At 70.1% G+C, this 15605-nt stretch carries 11 protein-coding genes; 2 read left to right on the plus strand and 9 right to left on the minus strand.

Features of this window, described 5'->3' with window-relative positions:
- The first annotated feature begins 190 nt into the window (after positions 1-190).
- Entirely contained in the window at positions 191-2146 is a 1956-nt protein-coding gene (locus N4G66_RS32545) for a bifunctional sugar phosphate isomerase/epimerase/4-hydroxyphenylpyruvate dioxygenase family protein (RefSeq protein ID WP_261707860.1), read from the plus strand.
- A gap of 227 nt (positions 2147-2373) precedes the next feature.
- Here N4G66_RS32545 and N4G66_RS32550 read toward each other — a convergent pair whose 3' ends face one another.
- From N4G66_RS32550 to tkt, 7 genes are read right to left on the minus strand one after another with little or no spacing between them, the layout of a single operon-like run.
- Positions 2374-2985 (minus strand): histidine phosphatase family protein, encoded by a 612-nt coding sequence (locus tag N4G66_RS32550; RefSeq protein WP_261707861.1) that lies wholly within the window; start codon positions 2983-2985, stop codon positions 2374-2376.
- A gap of 8 nt (positions 2986-2993) precedes the next feature.
- Positions 2994-3872, minus strand: a complete 879-nt coding sequence (gene gnd / locus N4G66_RS32555) for a phosphogluconate dehydrogenase (NAD(+)-dependent, decarboxylating) (protein WP_261707862.1) — start codon at positions 3870-3872, stop codon at positions 2994-2996.
- A 7-nt stretch (positions 3873-3879) separates the two neighbouring features.
- Positions 3880-5526 carry a glucose-6-phosphate isomerase gene (gene pgi, locus N4G66_RS32560; protein WP_261707863.1) on the minus strand — a complete coding sequence of 549 codons (1647 nt, stop codon included), beginning with the start codon at positions 5524-5526 and terminating at the stop codon, positions 3880-3882.
- Positions 5519-6454, minus strand: coding sequence for a glucose-6-phosphate dehydrogenase assembly protein OpcA (opcA, locus tag N4G66_RS32565; protein WP_261707864.1), 936 nt, complete (start codon positions 6452-6454; stop codon positions 5519-5521). The genes pgi and opcA overlap by 8 nt, the downstream gene beginning before the upstream one ends.
- Positions 6451-8109 carry a glucose-6-phosphate dehydrogenase gene (gene zwf, locus N4G66_RS32570; protein ID WP_261707865.1) on the minus strand — a complete coding sequence of 553 codons (1659 nt, stop codon included), beginning with the start codon at positions 8107-8109 and terminating at the stop codon, positions 6451-6453. The genes opcA and zwf overlap by 4 nt, the downstream gene beginning before the upstream one ends.
- On the minus strand, positions 8106-9275 hold the full coding sequence (gene tal / locus N4G66_RS32575; protein ID WP_261707866.1) for a transaldolase: 1170 nt from the start codon (positions 9273-9275) through the stop codon (positions 8106-8108). Before tal ends, zwf begins: the two co-directional genes overlap by 4 nt.
- A gap of 19 nt (positions 9276-9294) precedes the next feature.
- Entirely contained in the window at positions 9295-11388 is a 2094-nt protein-coding gene (gene tkt / locus N4G66_RS32580) for a transketolase (protein WP_261707867.1), read from the minus strand.
- Positions 11389-11534: 146 nt separating this feature from the next.
- Here tkt and N4G66_RS32585 point away from each other — a divergent pair, with 146 nt between their 5' ends.
- Positions 11535-12443: a helix-turn-helix domain-containing protein gene (locus N4G66_RS32585; RefSeq protein WP_261707868.1), complete on the plus strand. Its 909-nt coding sequence runs from the start codon at positions 11535-11537 to the stop codon at positions 12441-12443.
- 91 nt (positions 12444-12534) lie between these two features.
- Here the strand turns inward: N4G66_RS32585 and N4G66_RS32590 are convergent, their stop codons facing one another.
- Together N4G66_RS32590 and N4G66_RS32595 are read right to left on the minus strand one after the other, a co-directional pair.
- On the minus strand, positions 12535-13941 hold the full coding sequence (locus tag N4G66_RS32590; protein WP_261707869.1) for a glycoside hydrolase family 16 protein: 1407 nt from the start codon (positions 13939-13941) through the stop codon (positions 12535-12537).
- A gap of 242 nt (positions 13942-14183) precedes the next feature.
- Complete coding sequence (locus N4G66_RS32595) at positions 14184-15479, minus strand: L,D-transpeptidase (RefSeq protein ID WP_261707870.1); 1296 nt, start codon at positions 15477-15479, stop codon at positions 14184-14186.
- Between the last annotated feature and the right edge of the window lie 126 nt (positions 15480-15605).

The following is a 15605-nucleotide window of genomic DNA, read 5'->3' on the forward strand; positions in this document are numbered from 1 at the left end:
ACACGGCCGGCCAGGCCCGACCCGACCCGACACGGCCGGCCAGGCCCGCCAGGCCCGACCGACCCGGCCCGACCTACCCGGCCCGACCTACCCGGCCCGACCTACCCGGGCCGACCGACCCGGGCCGGGCCGGGCCGTGACATGGGTCGGGCCTGGCAGTGAAGCGAAGCGACACCGAAGGAGCATCGCCATGCGTACGTCCATCGCCACCGTGTCCCTCAGCGGTTCCCTGACCGAGAAGCTCACCGCCGCGGCCCGGGCCGGTTTCGACGGAGTGGAGCTTTTCGAGAACGATCTGCTCGCGAGTCCCCTCACCCCCGAGGAGATCCGGGCCCGCACCGCCGACCTCGGCCTGAGCATCGACCTCTACCAGCCGATGCGTGACATCGAGGCCGTCGCGGAGGAGGAGTTCGCGCGCGGTCTGCGGCGGGCGCGCCACAAGTTCGAGCTCATGCGCCGCCTCGGCGCCGACACCGTGCTGGTGTGCTCGAGCGTCTCGCCGCTCGCCGTGGACGACGACGCGCTCGCCGCGGAGCAACTGCGCCGACTGGCCGTCCTCGCCGAGGACTTCGGCGTCCGGGTGGCGTACGAGGCGCTCGCCTGGGGGCGGCACGTGAGTACGTACGACCACGCCTGGAGCATCGTCGAGGCGGCCGGTCATCCCGCCCTCGGCACCTGCCTGGACAGCTTCCACATCCTCGCGCGTGGATCGGACCCCAAGCGGATCGAGGACATCCCCGGGGAGAAGATCTTCTTCCTGCAACTGGCCGACGCTCCGCTGATGGCGATGGACGTGCTCCAGTGGAGCCGTCACTACCGCTGCTTCCCCGGCCAGGGCGGCTTCGACCTCTCCGGACTGCTGGCGCATGTCCTGCGCGCCGGCTACCGCGGCCCCCTCTCCCTCGAAGTCTTCAACGACGTCTTCCGGCAGGCCGAGGCCGGCCCCACCGCCGTCGACGCCCGCCGCTCCCTCCTCGTCCTCCAAGAGGCGACCCGACCCCTCCTGCGCCAGGCCGCCGGGCTCGCGGCACCGCCCGCCCCCGTCGTGCCGACCGGCGTCGCCTTCGCCGAACTCGTCACACCGGACGTCGTCCCCGTCGCCACGGTCCTCGGCGCCCTCGGCTTCACCCGTACGGCCCGGCACCGCGGCAAGCCCGTCGACCTCTGGCAGCAGGGCGAGGCCCGCGTCCTCGTCAACACCGGACCGGCCGCCCGGCGCGACGGCACCGCCCTGGCCGCGATCGGCCTGGAGTCGCCCGACCCCGCCGCCGCGGCCCGGCGCGCCGAAGCACTTCTCGCCCCCGTCCTGCCGCGCCGCCGCGCCCTCGGGGACGCGCCTCTCGACGCGGTCGCAGCGCCCGACGGCACCGAACTCTTCTTCTGCGCTTCCCTCGGGCCCTCGGGGCCGTCCGAGCGGGGAGGTTTCTCCGGCCGTCCCGAACTCCCCCACTGGACCGGTGACTTCGAGCGCGTGGAACGGGCACCGCAGGTCGAGCACGTAGAGCACGTAGAGCACGTAGAGCACGTCGAGCGGGTCGGGCGGGTCGGGCACGTCGAGAGGATTGGGCCTGTCGACAAGGCGCCAGGCGTCGGCGCCGTGACCCGGATCGACCATCTGGCGCTCACCCAGCCCTGGCACCAGTTCGACGAGGCCGCTCTTTTCCATCGAACGGTGCTCGGGCTGAGCGGCCAGGAGAGCGTCGACGTCGCCGACCCGTACGGACTGCATCGCAGCCGTGCGGTCACCAACGCCGACGGAAGCGTCCGGATCGCCCTGGGCGTCGGCCCCGCGCCCTCGGACGACGGCGCCCGCGCCCAGCACATCGCCCTCGCCACCGACGACGTGACCGAGGCCGCCCGGCGCTTTCGCGCGGTGGGCGGCCGGCTGCTGGCGATACCCGCGAACTACTACGACGACCTGGCCGCCCGGTACGGACTCGGCGACGAGGAGCTGGCGACGTACCGCGAGCTCGGCATCCTCTACGACCGCGACCAGAACGGGGAGTTCCGGCACTGCTACACACAGACCGTCGGCCGCGTCTTCTTCGAACTCGTCCAGCGCGACGGCGGGTACCGGGGGTACGGAGCACGGAATGCCCCGGTCCGCCTCGCGGCGCAGCGCGCGGCGGGACGACCGGGGCGCTGACAAGCTTGGGCTTTCAGGAGCGAGGGCGGGAGTCTTCGGACGCGCCGGGGCCCCGGTGCCCAAGTCAACACATTCGCCCACCGGTGATGGTGTGCGGGTCGGAGACCTGGTTGTTCAGGTTCTCGTCGAAGAGGAGAGCGAGTCCGGTCCGCCCGAGCGGGCGGACCGGAAACCTCTTCGGTTTCCACGGACCGGAAACCTCTTCGGCTTCTGCGGCACCGTGGAAACTAGTGGACCGTGACGGAAGTTCCCGGCTCGTTCCACGTGGCGATCACCGGATCGCCGTGCTCGGTGGAGAGCCGGCTGACGGTCCCGGTCGAGAGCTGGAACAGCCGCCCCGACTCGGGCGGCAGCCCCAGCCGGCGGGCCGTGAGGACCCGCAGGAAGTGCGCGTGCGCCACCAGCACCACGTCACCGGGGTGGTTGCAGAGCGCGGCGTCCACGCGGGAGAGCACCCGGTCGGCGCGCACCCCCACTTCGCGGGGCGACTCGCCGGGGTGGCCGTCCGGGCCGGGCGGCACCCCGTCGTTCCACAGCACCCAGTCGGGCCGGGCCCGGTGGATGGCGATGGTGGTGATCCCCTCGTAGCCGCCGTAGTCCCACTCGTGCAGATCGGGATCGATCCGCGCGCCGGACAGACCCGCGAGCTCGGCCGTCCGTACCGCGCGGTCGAGGGGACTGGTGAGGACCTGGGCGAAGGAGTGCCCGGCGAAGAACGGCGCGAGGGACTTGGCCTGTTCCTCGCCGTGCCCGGTGAGCGGAAGATCGGTCCAGCTGGTGTGCTGTCCCGTCAGGGTCCACTCGGTCTCTCCGTGGCGGACCAGGATGAGATCGCCCATGGTCCGGCCTACTTCGCCGACTCGACGGCGTGGCCGCCGAACTGGTTGCGCAGGGCCGCGATCATCTTCATCTGCGGCGAGTCGTCCTGGCGGGACGCGAAGCGCGCGAAGAGGGACGCCGTGATGGCGGGCAGCGGAACGGCGTTGTCGATGGCGGCCTCGACGGTCCAGCGGCCCTCGCCGGAGTCCTCCGCGTGGCCGCGCAGCTTGTCCAGGTGCTCGTCGCCCTCCAGGGCGTTGACCGCGAGGTCGAGCAGCCAGGAGCGGATGACGGTGCCCTCCTGCCAGGAGCGGAACACCTCACGTACGTCGGTGACCGAGTCGACCTTCTCCAGGAGCTCCCAGCCCTCGGCGTAGGCCTGCATCATGGCGTACTCGATGCCGTTGTGGACCATCTTGGAGAAGTGGCCCGCGCCGACCTTGCCGGCGTGCACGAAGCCGAAGTCGCCCTCGGGCTTGAGCGCGTCGAAGACGGGCCGCACCTTCTCGACGGTCTCGGCGTCGCCGCCGACCATCAGCGCGTAGCCGTTCTCCAGGCCCCACACGCCGCCCGAGACGCCGGCGTCGACGAAGCCGATGCCCTTGGCCGCCAGCTCCCCGGCGTGCTTCTCGTCGTCCGTCCAGCGGGAGTTGCCGCCGTCCACGACCGTGTCGCCGGCCTCCAGCAGGTCGCCGAGTTCGTCGATGACGGACTGGGTGGGGGCGCCGGCCGGCACCATCACCCAGACCACGCGCGGGCCTTCGAGCTTGCTCACGAGTTCGGCGAGGCTGTGCACGTCGGCGAGGTCCGGATTGCGGTCGTAGCCGATGACGGTGTGCCCCGCGCGGCGTATCCGCTCGCGCATGTTGCCACCCATCTTGCCGAGACCGATGAGTCCGAGCTGCATTGTCAGTTCACTTCTTTCGGAGGGAGCGGTAAGTGGCCACCAGGGCGGCCGTGGAGGGATCGAGACCGGGTACGTCGGCGCCCTCGGTGAGGGCGGGCTCGACACGCTTGGCGAGTACCTTGCCGAGTTCGACGCCCCACTGGTCGAAGGAGTCGATGTTCCAGATCGCGCCCTGGACGAACACCTTGTGCTCGTAGAGGGCGATCAGCTGGCCGAGGACCGAAGGGGTGAGTTCGGCCGCGAGGATGGTGGTCGTGGGGTGGTTGCCCCCGAACGTCTTGTGCGGAACCAGTTCCTCGGGCACCCCCTCGGCACGTACCTCGTCCGGGGTCTTGCCGAAGGCCAGCGCCTGCGTCTGTGCGAAGAAGTTCGCCATCAACAGGTCGTGCTGCGCCGCCAGTTCGTCGCTCAGCTCGTCGACCGGGTTGACGAAGCCGATGAAGTCGGCGGGGATCAGCTTCGTGCCCTGGTGGATCAACTGGTAGTACGCGTGCTGCCCGTTGGTGCCGGGTGTGCCCCACACCACCGGGCCGGTCTGCCACTCGACCGGATGTCCGTCACGGTCCACGGACTTGCCGTTGGACTCCATGTCCAGCTGCTGCAAGTAGGCGGTGAACTTGGACAGATAGTGCGAGTACGGCAGCACCGCGTGCGACTGCGCGTCGTGGAAGTTGCCGTACCAGACACCCAACAGGCCGAGCAGCAAAGGGACGTTGGCATCGGCGGGCGCGGTGCGGAAGTGCTCGTCGACCAGGTGGAAACCGTTGAGCATCTCGCGGAAGCGGTCCGGGCCGATCGCGATCATCAGCGAGAGGCCGATCGCCGAGTCGTAGGAGTAGCGGCCGCCGACCCAGTCCCAGAACTCGAACATGTTGGCCGTGTCGATCCCGAAGTCGGAGACCTTCTCGGCGTTCGTCGACAGCGCCACGAAGTGCCGCGCCACCGCCTTCTCCTCGCCGAGTCCGGTCAGCAGCCAGTCGCGCGCCGAGGTGGCGTTGGTGATCGTCTCGATCGTGGTGAACGTCTTCGAGGCGATGATGAACAGCGTCTCCGCCGGGTCCAGGTCCCGCACGGCCTCGTGCAGGTCCGCACCGTCCACGTTCGACACGAACCGCATGGTCAGCGAACGGTCGGTGAACGAGCGCAGCACCTCGTACGCCATCGCCGGACCGAGGTCGGAGCCGCCGATGCCGATGTTGACGACGTTCTTGATGCGCTTGCCGGTGTAACCGGTCCACTCGCCCGAACGGACCCGCTCGGCGAAGCCCGCCATCTTGTCGAGGACCGCGTGCACAGCCGGTACGACGTTCTCCCCGTCGACCTCGACGACCGCGTCCCGCGGCGCCCGCAGCGCGGTGTGCAGCACCGCCCGGTCCTCGGTCGTATTGATCTTCTCGCCCCGGAACATCGCGTCCCGCAGCCCGAAGACGTCGGTGGCGGTGGCCAGTTCCTGGAGCAGGGCCAGCGTCTCGTCGGTGATCAAGTGCTTGGAGTAGTCGATCCGCAGGTCGCCGACCTGTACGACATAGCGCTCGGCGCGGGCGGGGTCGGCGGCGAACAGCTCACGCAGCCGTGGGTGGAGCAGCGCGGTCGCGCGGTGGTCCTCCAGGGCCACCCACTCCGGACGCCGGGTGGGCTTGGGGTAGTCAGACATGACGGGGGGTCTCCTCGGTGGCCTCGCCGCGCAGGGCGATGGCGTACATCTCGTCCGCGTCGAGGCGGCGCAGCTCCTCGGCGATCAGTTCGGAGGTGGAGCGCACCTTCAGCGCGAGGGTGCGGGACGGCTGACCGGGCAGGGTCAGGGTCGCGAGCGGGCCTTCGGGGCGGTCGATCACGATCTCGCCGTTGTCGGTGCCGAGCCGGACGGCGGTCACCACGGGGCCCGCGGTGACGACGCGCTCGGCCTTGACCTGGAGGCGGGCCTCCAGCCAGCGGGCCAGCAGTTCGGCGCTCGGGTTCTGCGCCTCGCTCTCGACGGTCGCCGAGATCACCTTCGTACGGGCCTGGTCGAGGGCCGCCGCCAGCATCGAGCGCCACGGTGTCAGCCGGGTCCACGCCAGGTCGGTGTCGCCCGGAGCGTAGGAGGCGGCGCGGGCGTCCAGCGCCTGGAGCGGGGTCTCGACGGCGTACATGTCGGTGATGCGGCGCTGCGCGAGGGCGCCCAGCGGGTCCTTGACCGGGGTGTCGGGCGCGTCCACCGGCCACCAGACGACGACCGGGGCGTCCGGCAGCAGCAGCGGCAGGACCACCGAGTCGGCGTGGTCGGAGACGTCGCCGTACGTCCGCAGCACGACCGTCTCGCCGGTGCCCGCGTCGGAACCGACGCGCACCTCGGCGTCCAGGCGGGAGTTGGTGCGGTCGCGCGGGGTTCGGGCGACGCGCCTGATGACCACCAGGGTGCGCGAGGGGTGTTCGCGGGAGGCCTCCTCGGCCGCCTTGATCGCGTCGTACGCGTTCTCCTCGTCGGTGACGATGACCATCGTCAGGACCATGCCCACGGCGGGGGTGCCGATGGCGCGGCGCCCCCGTACGAGTGCCTTGTTGATCTTGCTTGCCGTGGTGTCGGTCAGGTCGATCTTCATGGCCTGCGCCAGCTCCGTCCGTCTCGTGCGAGCATCTCGTCGGCTTCCTTCGGGCCCCAACCGCCCGAGGGGTACTGCGCGGGTGTGCCGTGGGCATCCCAGTACCCCTCGATCGGGTCGAGGATCTTCCAGGACTCTTCCACCTCCTGGTGACGGGGGAAGAGATTGGCGTCGCCGAGCAGGACATCCAGGATCAGCCGCTCGTACGCCTCCGGGCTGGACTCGGTGAACGACTCGCCGTACGCGAAGTCCATGGTGACGTCCCGGATCTCCATCGAGGTACCCGGCACCTTCGATCCGAAGCGCACCGTCATGCCCTCGTCGGGCTGGACGCGGATGACGATCGCGTTGGCGCCGAGCTCCGCGGTGGCCGTGGAGTCGAAGGGGGAGTGCGGGGCGCGCTGGAAGACCACCGCGATCTCCGTGACCCGTCGGCCGAGGCGCTTGCCGGTCCTGAGATAGAACGGGACGCCCGCCCAACGGCGGTTGTCCACCTGGAGTTTGACGGCCGCGTAGGTGTCGGTCGTCGACCGGGGGTCGATGCCGTCCTCCTGCAGGTAGCCGCGCACCTTCTCGCCGCCCTGCCAGCTCGCGGCGTACTGGCCGCGCACGGTGTGCTCGCCCAGGTTCTCCGGCAGCTTCACCGCCTTGAGGACCTTGAGCTTCTCGGCGAGCAGCGACTCGGCGTCGAACGCGGCCGGTTCCTCCATGGCGGTCAGCGCCATCAGCTGGAGGAGGTGATTCTGGATCACGTCCCGGGCGGAGCCGATGCCGTCGTAGTAACCGGCCCGGCCGCCGATGCCGATGTCCTCGGCCATCGTGATCTGGACGTGGTCGACGTACGACCGGTTCCAGACGGGCTCGTACATCTGGTTGGCGAAGCGGAGCGCCAGGATGTTCTGGACGGTCTCCTTGCCGAGGTAGTGGTCGATACGGAACACCTGGTCCGGGTCGAACACGTCGTGCACGATCCGGTTGAGCTCTCGAGCGCTCGCCAGGTCGTGGCCGAACGGCTTCTCGATGACCGCGCGCCGCCAGGAACCCTCCGGAGCGTCGGCAAGGCCGTGCTTCTTGAGCTGCTGGACGACCTTCGGGAAGAACTTCGGCGGTACGGAGAGGTAGAAGGCGTAGTTGCCGCTGGTGCCCCGGGAGGCATCCAGCTCATCGACGGAGGAACGCAGTTGCTTGAACGCCGCGTCGTCGTCGAAGTCGCCCGGGATGAACCGCATGCCGTCGGCGAGCTGCTGCCAGACCTCCTCGCGGAACTCGGTCCGCGCGTGCTCGCGCACCGAGTCGTGCACCACCTGCGCGAAGTCCTGGTCCTCCCACTCACGGCGGGCGAACCCGAGGAGCGAGAAGCCGGGCGGCAGCAGACCGCGGTTGGCGAGGTCGTACACGGCCGGCATGAGCTTCTTGCGGGACAGGTCGCCGGTGACGCCGAAGATGACCAGACCGGAGGGGCCCGCGATCCGGGGCAGCCGGCGGTCGCGCGGGTCGCGCAGCGGGTTGTCCCAGTCGGCCGCCGGGACGCCGAGCGCCTCGGCGAGGGCCTCGGGGGTCAGGCCACCCGGTTCCACGGCCGTGTCACCAGATCCCTGCGGCGCGGTGGCCGCACCCTGCGGGTTGCCGTCGGAAAGCGCCTCACCCTTGGTCATTCCCCCTCAACTCCCTTGCCGCGCAGCGAGGTCGCCACCGCGTCGAGAAGATCCTCCCAGGCCGCCTCGAACTTCGAGACGCCCTCGTCCTCCAGCTGCCCGACGACCTCGTCGTAGGAGATCCCGAGCCCTTCGACCGCGGCCAGGTCGGCGCGCGCCCGGTCGTAGCCGCCGGTCACCGTGTCGCCGTGGATGTCGCCGTGGTCGGCGGTGGCGTTCAGCGTTCCCTCCGGCATGGTGTTGACCGTGCCCGGCGCGACCAGCTCGTCGACGTACAGGGTGTCCTTGTACGCGGGGTCCTTGACGCCGGTGGAGGCCCACAGCGGGCGCTGCTTCCGGGCGCCGGACGAGGCGAGGGCCGTCCAGCGGGCGCCGCCTTCCGCCGAGCCGTCCGCGGAGCCGAACACCGCCTCGTACGCCTCGTAGGCGAGCCGCGCGTTGGCGAGCGCCGCCCTGCCCTTGAGCGCGAGGGCCTCGTCCGTGCCGGCCTTCGCGAGCCGCTTGTCGATCTCGCTGTCGACCCGGGAGACGAAGAAGGAGGCGACGGAGTGGACGCCGGCGAGGTCGATGCCCGCGGCGTGCGCCCGCTCCAGGCCCGCGAGGTAGGCGTCCATGACCTCGCGGTAGCGCTCCAGGGAGAAGATCAGCGTGACGTTGACGCTGATGCCGAGGCCGATGACCTCGGTGATCGCCGGGAGGCCCGCCTTCGTCGCGGGGATCTTGATCATCACGTTCGGGCGGTCGACCAGCCAGGAGAGCTGCCTGGCCTCGGCGATCGTCGCGGCCGTGTGGTGGGCCAGCCGGGGGTCGACCTCGATGGAGACCCGGCCGTCACGGCCGCCGGTCGCCTCGAACACCGGGCGCAGGATGTCGGCGGCGGCGCGCACGTCCGCGGTCGTCATCATGCGGACGGCCTCGTCGACGGTCACCCCGCGTACGGCGAGGTCGGCCAGCTGCTGCTCGTACCCCTCGCCGGAGCCGATGGCGGCCTGGAAGATGGACGGGTTGGTGGTCACGCCCACCACGTTCCGCGTGGCGACGAGTTCGGCCAGGTTGCCGGACTCGATCCGCTTGCGGGAGAGGTCGTCGAGCCAGATGGAGACGCCTTCGCCGGAGAGGCGCTCAAGAGGTGCCGCGGTCGCGGTTGCTTCGGTCACAGTGATCATCTTCCTTCGTGCGGACGGATCAACCGCGCAGGGCGGCTGTGCCAGTCGTTGAATCGAGTGCGGCGCGCGCGGTGGCGGCCACGTTCTCGGCGGTGAAGCCGAATTCGGCGAACAGCGTTCCGGCGTCTGCCGAGGCGCCGAAGTGCTCCAGCGAGACGATGCGTCCCGCGTCACCGACGTACCGGTACCAGGTCAGACCGATGCCGGCCTCGACCGCCACGCGGGCCTTCACGGACGGCGGGAGGACACTGGCCCGGTACTCGGAGGACTGCTCCTCGAACCACTCGACCGACGGCATCGACACCACACGGGTGCCCACCCCCTCGGCCTCCAGCAGCTCGCGTGCCGCGACGGCGAGCCGCACCTCGGAGCCGGTCGCGATGAGGAGGACGTCCGGGGTCCCGGTGGAGGAGTCCCGCAGCACGTAACCGCCGCGCGCCGCATCGGAGTTGGCCGGGTAGGTCGGCACGCCCTGACGGGTGAGCGCCAGACCGTGCGGAGCCGGGTTCGTGGCGTGCCGCTTGAGGATCTCGCCCCAGGCGATGGCCGTCTCGTTGGCGTCGGCCGGGCGGACGATGTTCAGGCCGGGGATGGCGCGCAGTGAGGCGAGGTGCTCGACCGGCTGGTGGGTGGGGCCGTCCTCGCCGAGGCCGATCGAGTCGTGCGTCCAGACGTACGTCACCGGGAGCTGCATCAGCGCGGAGAGGCGGACGGCGTTGCGCATGTAGTCGGAGAACACCAGGAAGGTGCCGCCGTAGATGCGGGTGTTGCCGTGCAGCGCGATGCCGTTCATCTCCGCGGCCATGGAGTGCTCGCGGATGCCGAAGTGGATCGTGCGGCCGTACGGGTCGGCCTCCGGCAGCGGGTTGCCCTCGGGGAGGAAGGAGGACGTCTTGTCGATCGTGGTGTTGTTCGAGCCGGCCAGGTCGGCGGAGCCGCCCCACAGTTCGGGGAGCACGGCGCCGAGCGCCTGGAGGACCTTGCCGGAGGCGGCGCGGGTGGCGACGGACGTGCCCTCATCGAACACCGGCAGCGCGGTCTCCCAGCCCTCGGGAAGCTGGCCCGCGACGATCCGGTCGAAGAGTTTCGCGTTCTCGGGCCGCTCGGTGCGCCACGCGCCGATCCGCTTGTCCCAGGCCGTGTGCGCCTCGGCGCCCCGGTCGAGGGCCTGGCGGGCGTGGGCCAGCACCTCGTCGTCGACCTGGAAGGTCCGTTCCGGGTCGAAGCCCAGGATCCGCTTGGTGGCGGCGATCTCGTCGACGCCCAGCGCCGAGCCGTGCGAGGCCTCGGTGTTCCGCGCGTTCGGGGCGGGCCAGGCGATGATCGTGCGCATCGCGATGATGGACGGACGCCCGGTCTCGGCCTGCGCCGCCTTGAGCGCCGTGTACAGGGCGCGGACGTCGATGTCGCCGTCGGACGCGGGCTCGATCCGCTGCACGTGCCAGCCGTACGCCTCGTAGCGCCCCAGCACGTCCTCGGAGAAGGCCGTCGCCGTGTCGCCCTCGATGGAGATGTGGTTGTCGTCGTAGAGGAAGACGAGGTTGCCGAGTCTCTGGTGGCCGGCGAGCGAGGAGGCCTCGGCGGAGATGCCCTCCTCCAGGTCGCCGTCGGAGACGATCGCCCAGATGGTGTGGTCGAAGGGGGACTCGCCCTCGGGAGCCTCGGGGTCGAAGAGGCCGCGCTCGTAGCGGGCGGCCATCGCCATGCCGACCGCGTTGGCGGCACCCTGGCCGAGCGGACCGGTCGTCGTCTCCACGCCCGCGGTGTGACCGTACTCGGGGTGACCGGGCGTCTTGGACCCGTGGGTACGGAACGCCTTCAGATCGTCGAGGCCGAGTTCATAGCCTGACAGGAAGAGCTGGGTGTAGAGGGTCAGCGAGGTGTGGCCGGGGGACAGGACGAAGCGGTCGCGGCCGGTCCACTCCGGGTCCGCCGGGTCGTGACGCATCACCTTCTGAAAGAGCGTGTACGCCGCCGGGGCCAGGCTCATCGCGGTTCCGGGGTGACCGTTGCCGACCTTCTGCACGGCGTCGGCGGCCAGGATGCGGGCGGTGTCGACGGCGCGGCGGTCGAGCTCGGTCCAGGTGACTCCGTCGGAGCTCTGCGTACTCATCTTCAAGAAGTCCTCACGGGATGGGCTGCCATTAGGTCTCTGCGTTCAAACCTAAAAGTCAGACTTTTGCCGGGGAAGGTGCCCGTGTGTCAGCCTTCGGTGAAAGTGGGACACGCAGGGTCGTGGCGAGCCGACGCGAGAAGGACATGAAAGACAGAACCACCCAAGGCGGCGCCGGGAGCGCGGGAGGCCGGGACGGGATCAGGACGTTCCCGTTCCCGGCCGATCTGAGTCTGTCCGGCGTGGGCATGCAGGTCGGCGCGATGGGGACCGGCCGTACCTGGCACGCGGACGCCCCGCTGGAACGCGTGCACCGCATCGACTTCCACGTCGTGATGCTCTTCCACGAGGGACCCGTACGGCACATGATCGACTTCGCCGAGTACGAGGCCCGCGCGGGCGACATCCTGTGGATCCGGCCCGGCCAGGTGCACCGTTTCTCCAGCACCGACCGTTACCGCGGCACCGTCCTGACCATGCAGCCCGGCTTCCTTCCCCGCGCGACCGTCGAGGCGACCGGCCTCTACCGCTACGACCTGCCCCCGCTGCTGCGCCCCGACGCGGGCCGGCTGGCCGCGCTCGAGCACTCGCTCGCCCAGTTGGAGCGCGAGTACGTCGACACGACCACGCTGCCGCTCAGCCTGCACACCTCGGTGCTGCGGCACTCGCTCACCGCGTTCCTGCTGCGCCTCGCGCATCTCGCGGTGAGTTCCGCCGAGGCGGCCCGCGAGCACACGGACACCACCTTCACCCGCTTCCGGGACGCGGTCGAGAAGGACTTCGTCGTCAACCACAGCGTCAGCGCCTACGCCGACACCCTCGGATACTCGCGCCGCACCCTGGTCCGCGCGGTGCGCGCCGCCACCGGCGAGACGCCCAAGGGGTTCATCGACAAGCGGGTCGTCCTGGAGGCCAAGCGGCTCCTCGCCCACACGGACATGCCGATCGGACGCATCGGTGTCGCCGTCGGCTTCCCGGACGCGGCCAACTTCTCGAAGTTCTTCCACCAGCACACGGGGGCGACCCCGGTGGCCTTCCGGGCCGAACTGCGCTGAGAGGGACGGACCTTGTGGGTCCGCCCCTCTCAGTCGGCCGTAGGGCCGTGGATCACCGCCGCCCGGCGCCGGGCCGACGGGGTTCGAACCCTCAGTGTCCGAAGTCGAACCAGTTGACGTTCACGAAGTCCGCGGGCTGGCCGCTGGTGAAGGTCAGATAGACATCGTGGGTGCCGGTGACGGAGCTGATGTTCGCGGGGACGGTCCTCCAGGACTGCCAGCCACCGGAGTTGCCGAGCGCGAAGCTGCCGACCGGAGTGCTCGTACGGCTGTCGAGGCGCACCTCGACGAGGCCGCTGACCCCGCTCGCCGCGCCGCTCGCGACCCGGCCGTAGAACTGTGTGGCCGCCGAGGAGCCGAAGTTGACGCCCTTGTAGAGCGCGTAGTCGCCGTTCGCGAGCGAGGCGATGTTCTGGCCGCCCCCGGTGTCCGTGGTGGTCTCGGTGCCGACGCCCGCCTGCGAGTCGTACGACTCCGCCTGGATGGCGCTGTACGCGTCACGGTTGCCGGTGGGCGGCGGAGTGGTGCCGCCACCGCCGCTGCCGGCCGACTGGAGCACCTGCACGTAGTCGACGACGAGCGGGTGGCCGGGTACCGTGCCGCTGTCCGGGCCGCCGCCGAAGGCGCCCGGGAAGCCGCCGCCCATCGCGACGTTCAGGATCATGAAGTAGCCGTGGTTGGTGGCGTTCGCCCAGGTGGTCGCGTCGACCTGGTTCGCCTTCACCGTGTGGAAGTTGACGCCGTCGAGGTAGAAGCGGATCTCCTCGGGGCTCGTCGACTTGTCCCACTCCATCGCGTACGTGTGGAAGCCGGCCTGGCAGGTCGTCCCGGTGCAGGGGGTGTTGTTGCCGATGCCGCTGGTCTCGTTGCACGGGCCGCCCGGGTTGGTGCCGCAGTGCATCGTGGCCCACTCGGTGTTGAGGCCCTGGACGTTCTCCATGATGTCCAGTTCGCCGACGCCCGGCCAGTTCTGGTAGTTGCCGCGGTAGGGCGCGCCCAGCGCCCAGAAGGCGGGCCAGTAGCCCTTGGCGGCGGCGCCGGTCACGTTCGGCATCTGCAGCCGCGACTCGATGCGGAGCTTGCCCCCGGCGGGCGGCTGGAAGTCGGTGCGCGTGGTCTCGATGCGGCCCGAGGTCCAGTTGCCCGAGGCATCGCGGCGCGGGGTGATCAGCAGGTTGCCGCTGCCGTCCAGGGCGACGTTGTTGGTACTGGAGGTCATCGTCTCGACCTCGCCGGTACCGAAGTTGGCGGGTCCGCCCGGGTAGCTGGTGCCCGTCGTGTACTGCCAGTTGGCGGTGTTGACGCCACTTCCCGCGGCCCCGTTGAAGTCGTCGAGGAAGACCTGGGACCAGCCGGTGGGGGGTGTGGGGGCGGACGCGTTCGCGGGGAGGGTGGCCGCGGTGGCGGCGGCCGCCGCCAGGCTCAGTGTGCTGAACACGGCGATGAGCACGCGCCGGACGGAGCCGCGTCTGACGGGTGTGCCGGAAGTTTCACTCATGGGTGCCTCTTCGCGTACGGAGTGTGGGGTGCGCGGGTGGGGGTGTGAGAGCGCTCCCATGGCCATGTGAGAGCGCTCTCAAAGCAGCTGCGCGGCCAATGTGCTCTCTGTCACTCCGGTCGTCAAGAGGTGAAGCCGAGAAAGTCCTTTCGCTGTAAGGGAGTTCACGCCGTGAAAGAAGGGGGTGCTTCCAAGGGGCGTTCCAACGTGGCCAGTTGGGGTCCGTTCCGCGGCCGCAGCTGTCAAATGGCGCTTCCGGCCGTCCAGTCGGCCCACGACAGGTTCCAGCCGTTCAGGCCGTTCGACGCTTCGACGGTCCGCTCGCCCGAGTTCTCGACGACCACCACGTCACCGAGCATCGAACTCTCGTAGAACTTGTAGCCCGGCACGGAGCTGTTGTTCGCGCCCTTCGTGTCGTGCAGGCCGACGCAGCCGTGGCTGGTGTTGCTGCTGCCGAAGACCGAGGCCGAGGCCCAGTAGTTGCCGTGGATGAAGGTGCCGGAGGTGGTCAGGCGCTGGGCGTGCGGCACGTCCGCGATGTCGTACTCGTCGCCGAGCCCGACTGTCGAGGACTCCATCCGGGTCTCCTTGAACCGCTCGCTGATCACCATGATCCCGGACCAGGTGGTGTGGTCGGCTGCGCCGCCGCTGACCGGGTAGCGGGCGAGGGCCGCCCCGTCCCGCTCGACCGTCATCGTCTTCTTCGAGAGATCGATGGTGCTCACCTGGCGGCGGCCGATGTGGAAGGTGACGTCCTTGGACTGGACGCCGTAGACGCCGTCCGTTGCCTCGACGTCCTTGAGGCGCAGGCTCAGCGTGATCTTCGTGCCCGCGGCCCAGTAGCGCGCGGGACGGAAGTCGAGCCGGGTGTCACCGAACCAGTGACCGACCACTTCGACCGCGGGGTCCGACGTCACTGTGATGGCCCTTTCGACGGCAGCCCGGTCCGTCACGGCCTTCGTGAAGTTGATCGACACGGGCATGCCCACGCCGGACGTCGAATTGGCCTCGGGCGTGAAATAGCCCGCGAACGTCTCGCCCGGGGACTTCGTGACGAAGGACGCGGTGTGCTCCGAGGCGCCCGCCGCTTTCGCCGTGACCGTGTATTTGGTGCCCGAGTACGGATTCCTGGCGGAGGTCCACCGCGTGCGGTCGTCGTTGAAGGATCCGGCCAGAAGGGAACCGTCATTGCCGGACACCTCGACCGTCGACAGCGTGCCGTCCGCCACGGAGACCTCGACCGGGCTGGTGAAGTCCGCCTTCTTCGTGCCGTCGGCGGGGGAGACGGTGACGGCCGGGGTCCTCACCTGGGCCTTTGCCGTCGTCCCGGCCCCGGCGCCGCCGGTCGCCGTCGCGCCCTTTCCCTCGGCGGCGTCCGCCGAGTCACCGCACCCGCTCAGCGTGAGAGCCGGTACGGCGGCGCCGAAGGCCGCGAGGACTCCCCGTCGTGACCAGGCCGGACGCCCCGGACGAGGCCGTGCCCGTCCCGGGGCCTCTGGCGCGGACTCGGGCCGATTCGATATCTCAGGGACGCCCACGGAACGCCTTTCCTCGGTTCTTCGCTCACCACCACTGCGAGGGCATCCTGCGCGACTTCCATGGGTTGATTCTTTGAATCCGGCCGCTCCAACCTGAGATTCCGGTGAAGACGCCCGGAGAGACGG

Source organism: Streptomyces rhizosphaerihabitans, from assembly GCF_025399795.1.
GTDB classification, from domain to species: Bacteria; Actinomycetota; Actinomycetes; order Streptomycetales; family Streptomycetaceae; genus Streptomyces; species Streptomyces rhizosphaerihabitans.

What these genes read in the sequence shown, in the direction of transcription:
- N4G66_RS32545 (WP_261707860.1), top strand. Translation starts at nt 191, where the DNA reads ATGCGTACGTCCATCGCCACCGTGTCCCTCAGCGGTTCCCTGACCGAG.
- N4G66_RS32550 (WP_261707861.1), bottom strand. Translation starts at nt 2,985, where the DNA reads ATGGGCGATCTCATCCTGGTCCGCCACGGAGAGACCGAGTGGACCCTG.
- gnd (WP_261707862.1), bottom strand. Translation starts at nt 3,872, where the DNA reads ATGCAGCTCGGACTCATCGGTCTCGGCAAGATGGGTGGCAACATGCGC.
- pgi (WP_261707863.1), bottom strand. Translation starts at nt 5,526, where the DNA reads ATGTCTGACTACCCCAAGCCCACCCGGCGTCCGGAGTGGGTGGCCCTG.
- opcA (WP_261707864.1), bottom strand. Translation starts at nt 6,454, where the DNA reads ATGAAGATCGACCTGACCGACACCACGGCAAGCAAGATCAACAAGGCA.
- zwf (WP_261707865.1), bottom strand. Translation starts at nt 8,109, where the DNA reads ATGACCAAGGGTGAGGCGCTTTCCGACGGCAACCCGCAGGGTGCGGCC.
- tal (WP_261707866.1), bottom strand. Translation starts at nt 9,275, where the DNA reads ATGATCACTGTGACCGAAGCAACCGCGACCGCGGCACCTCTTGAGCGC.
- tkt (WP_261707867.1), bottom strand. Translation starts at nt 11,388, where the DNA reads ATGAGTACGCAGAGCTCCGACGGAGTCACCTGGACCGAGCTCGACCGC.
- N4G66_RS32585 (WP_261707868.1), top strand. Translation starts at nt 11,535, where the DNA reads ATGAAAGACAGAACCACCCAAGGCGGCGCCGGGAGCGCGGGAGGCCGG.
- N4G66_RS32590 (WP_261707869.1), bottom strand. Translation starts at nt 13,941, where the DNA reads ATGAGTGAAACTTCCGGCACACCCGTCAGACGCGGCTCCGTCCGGCGC.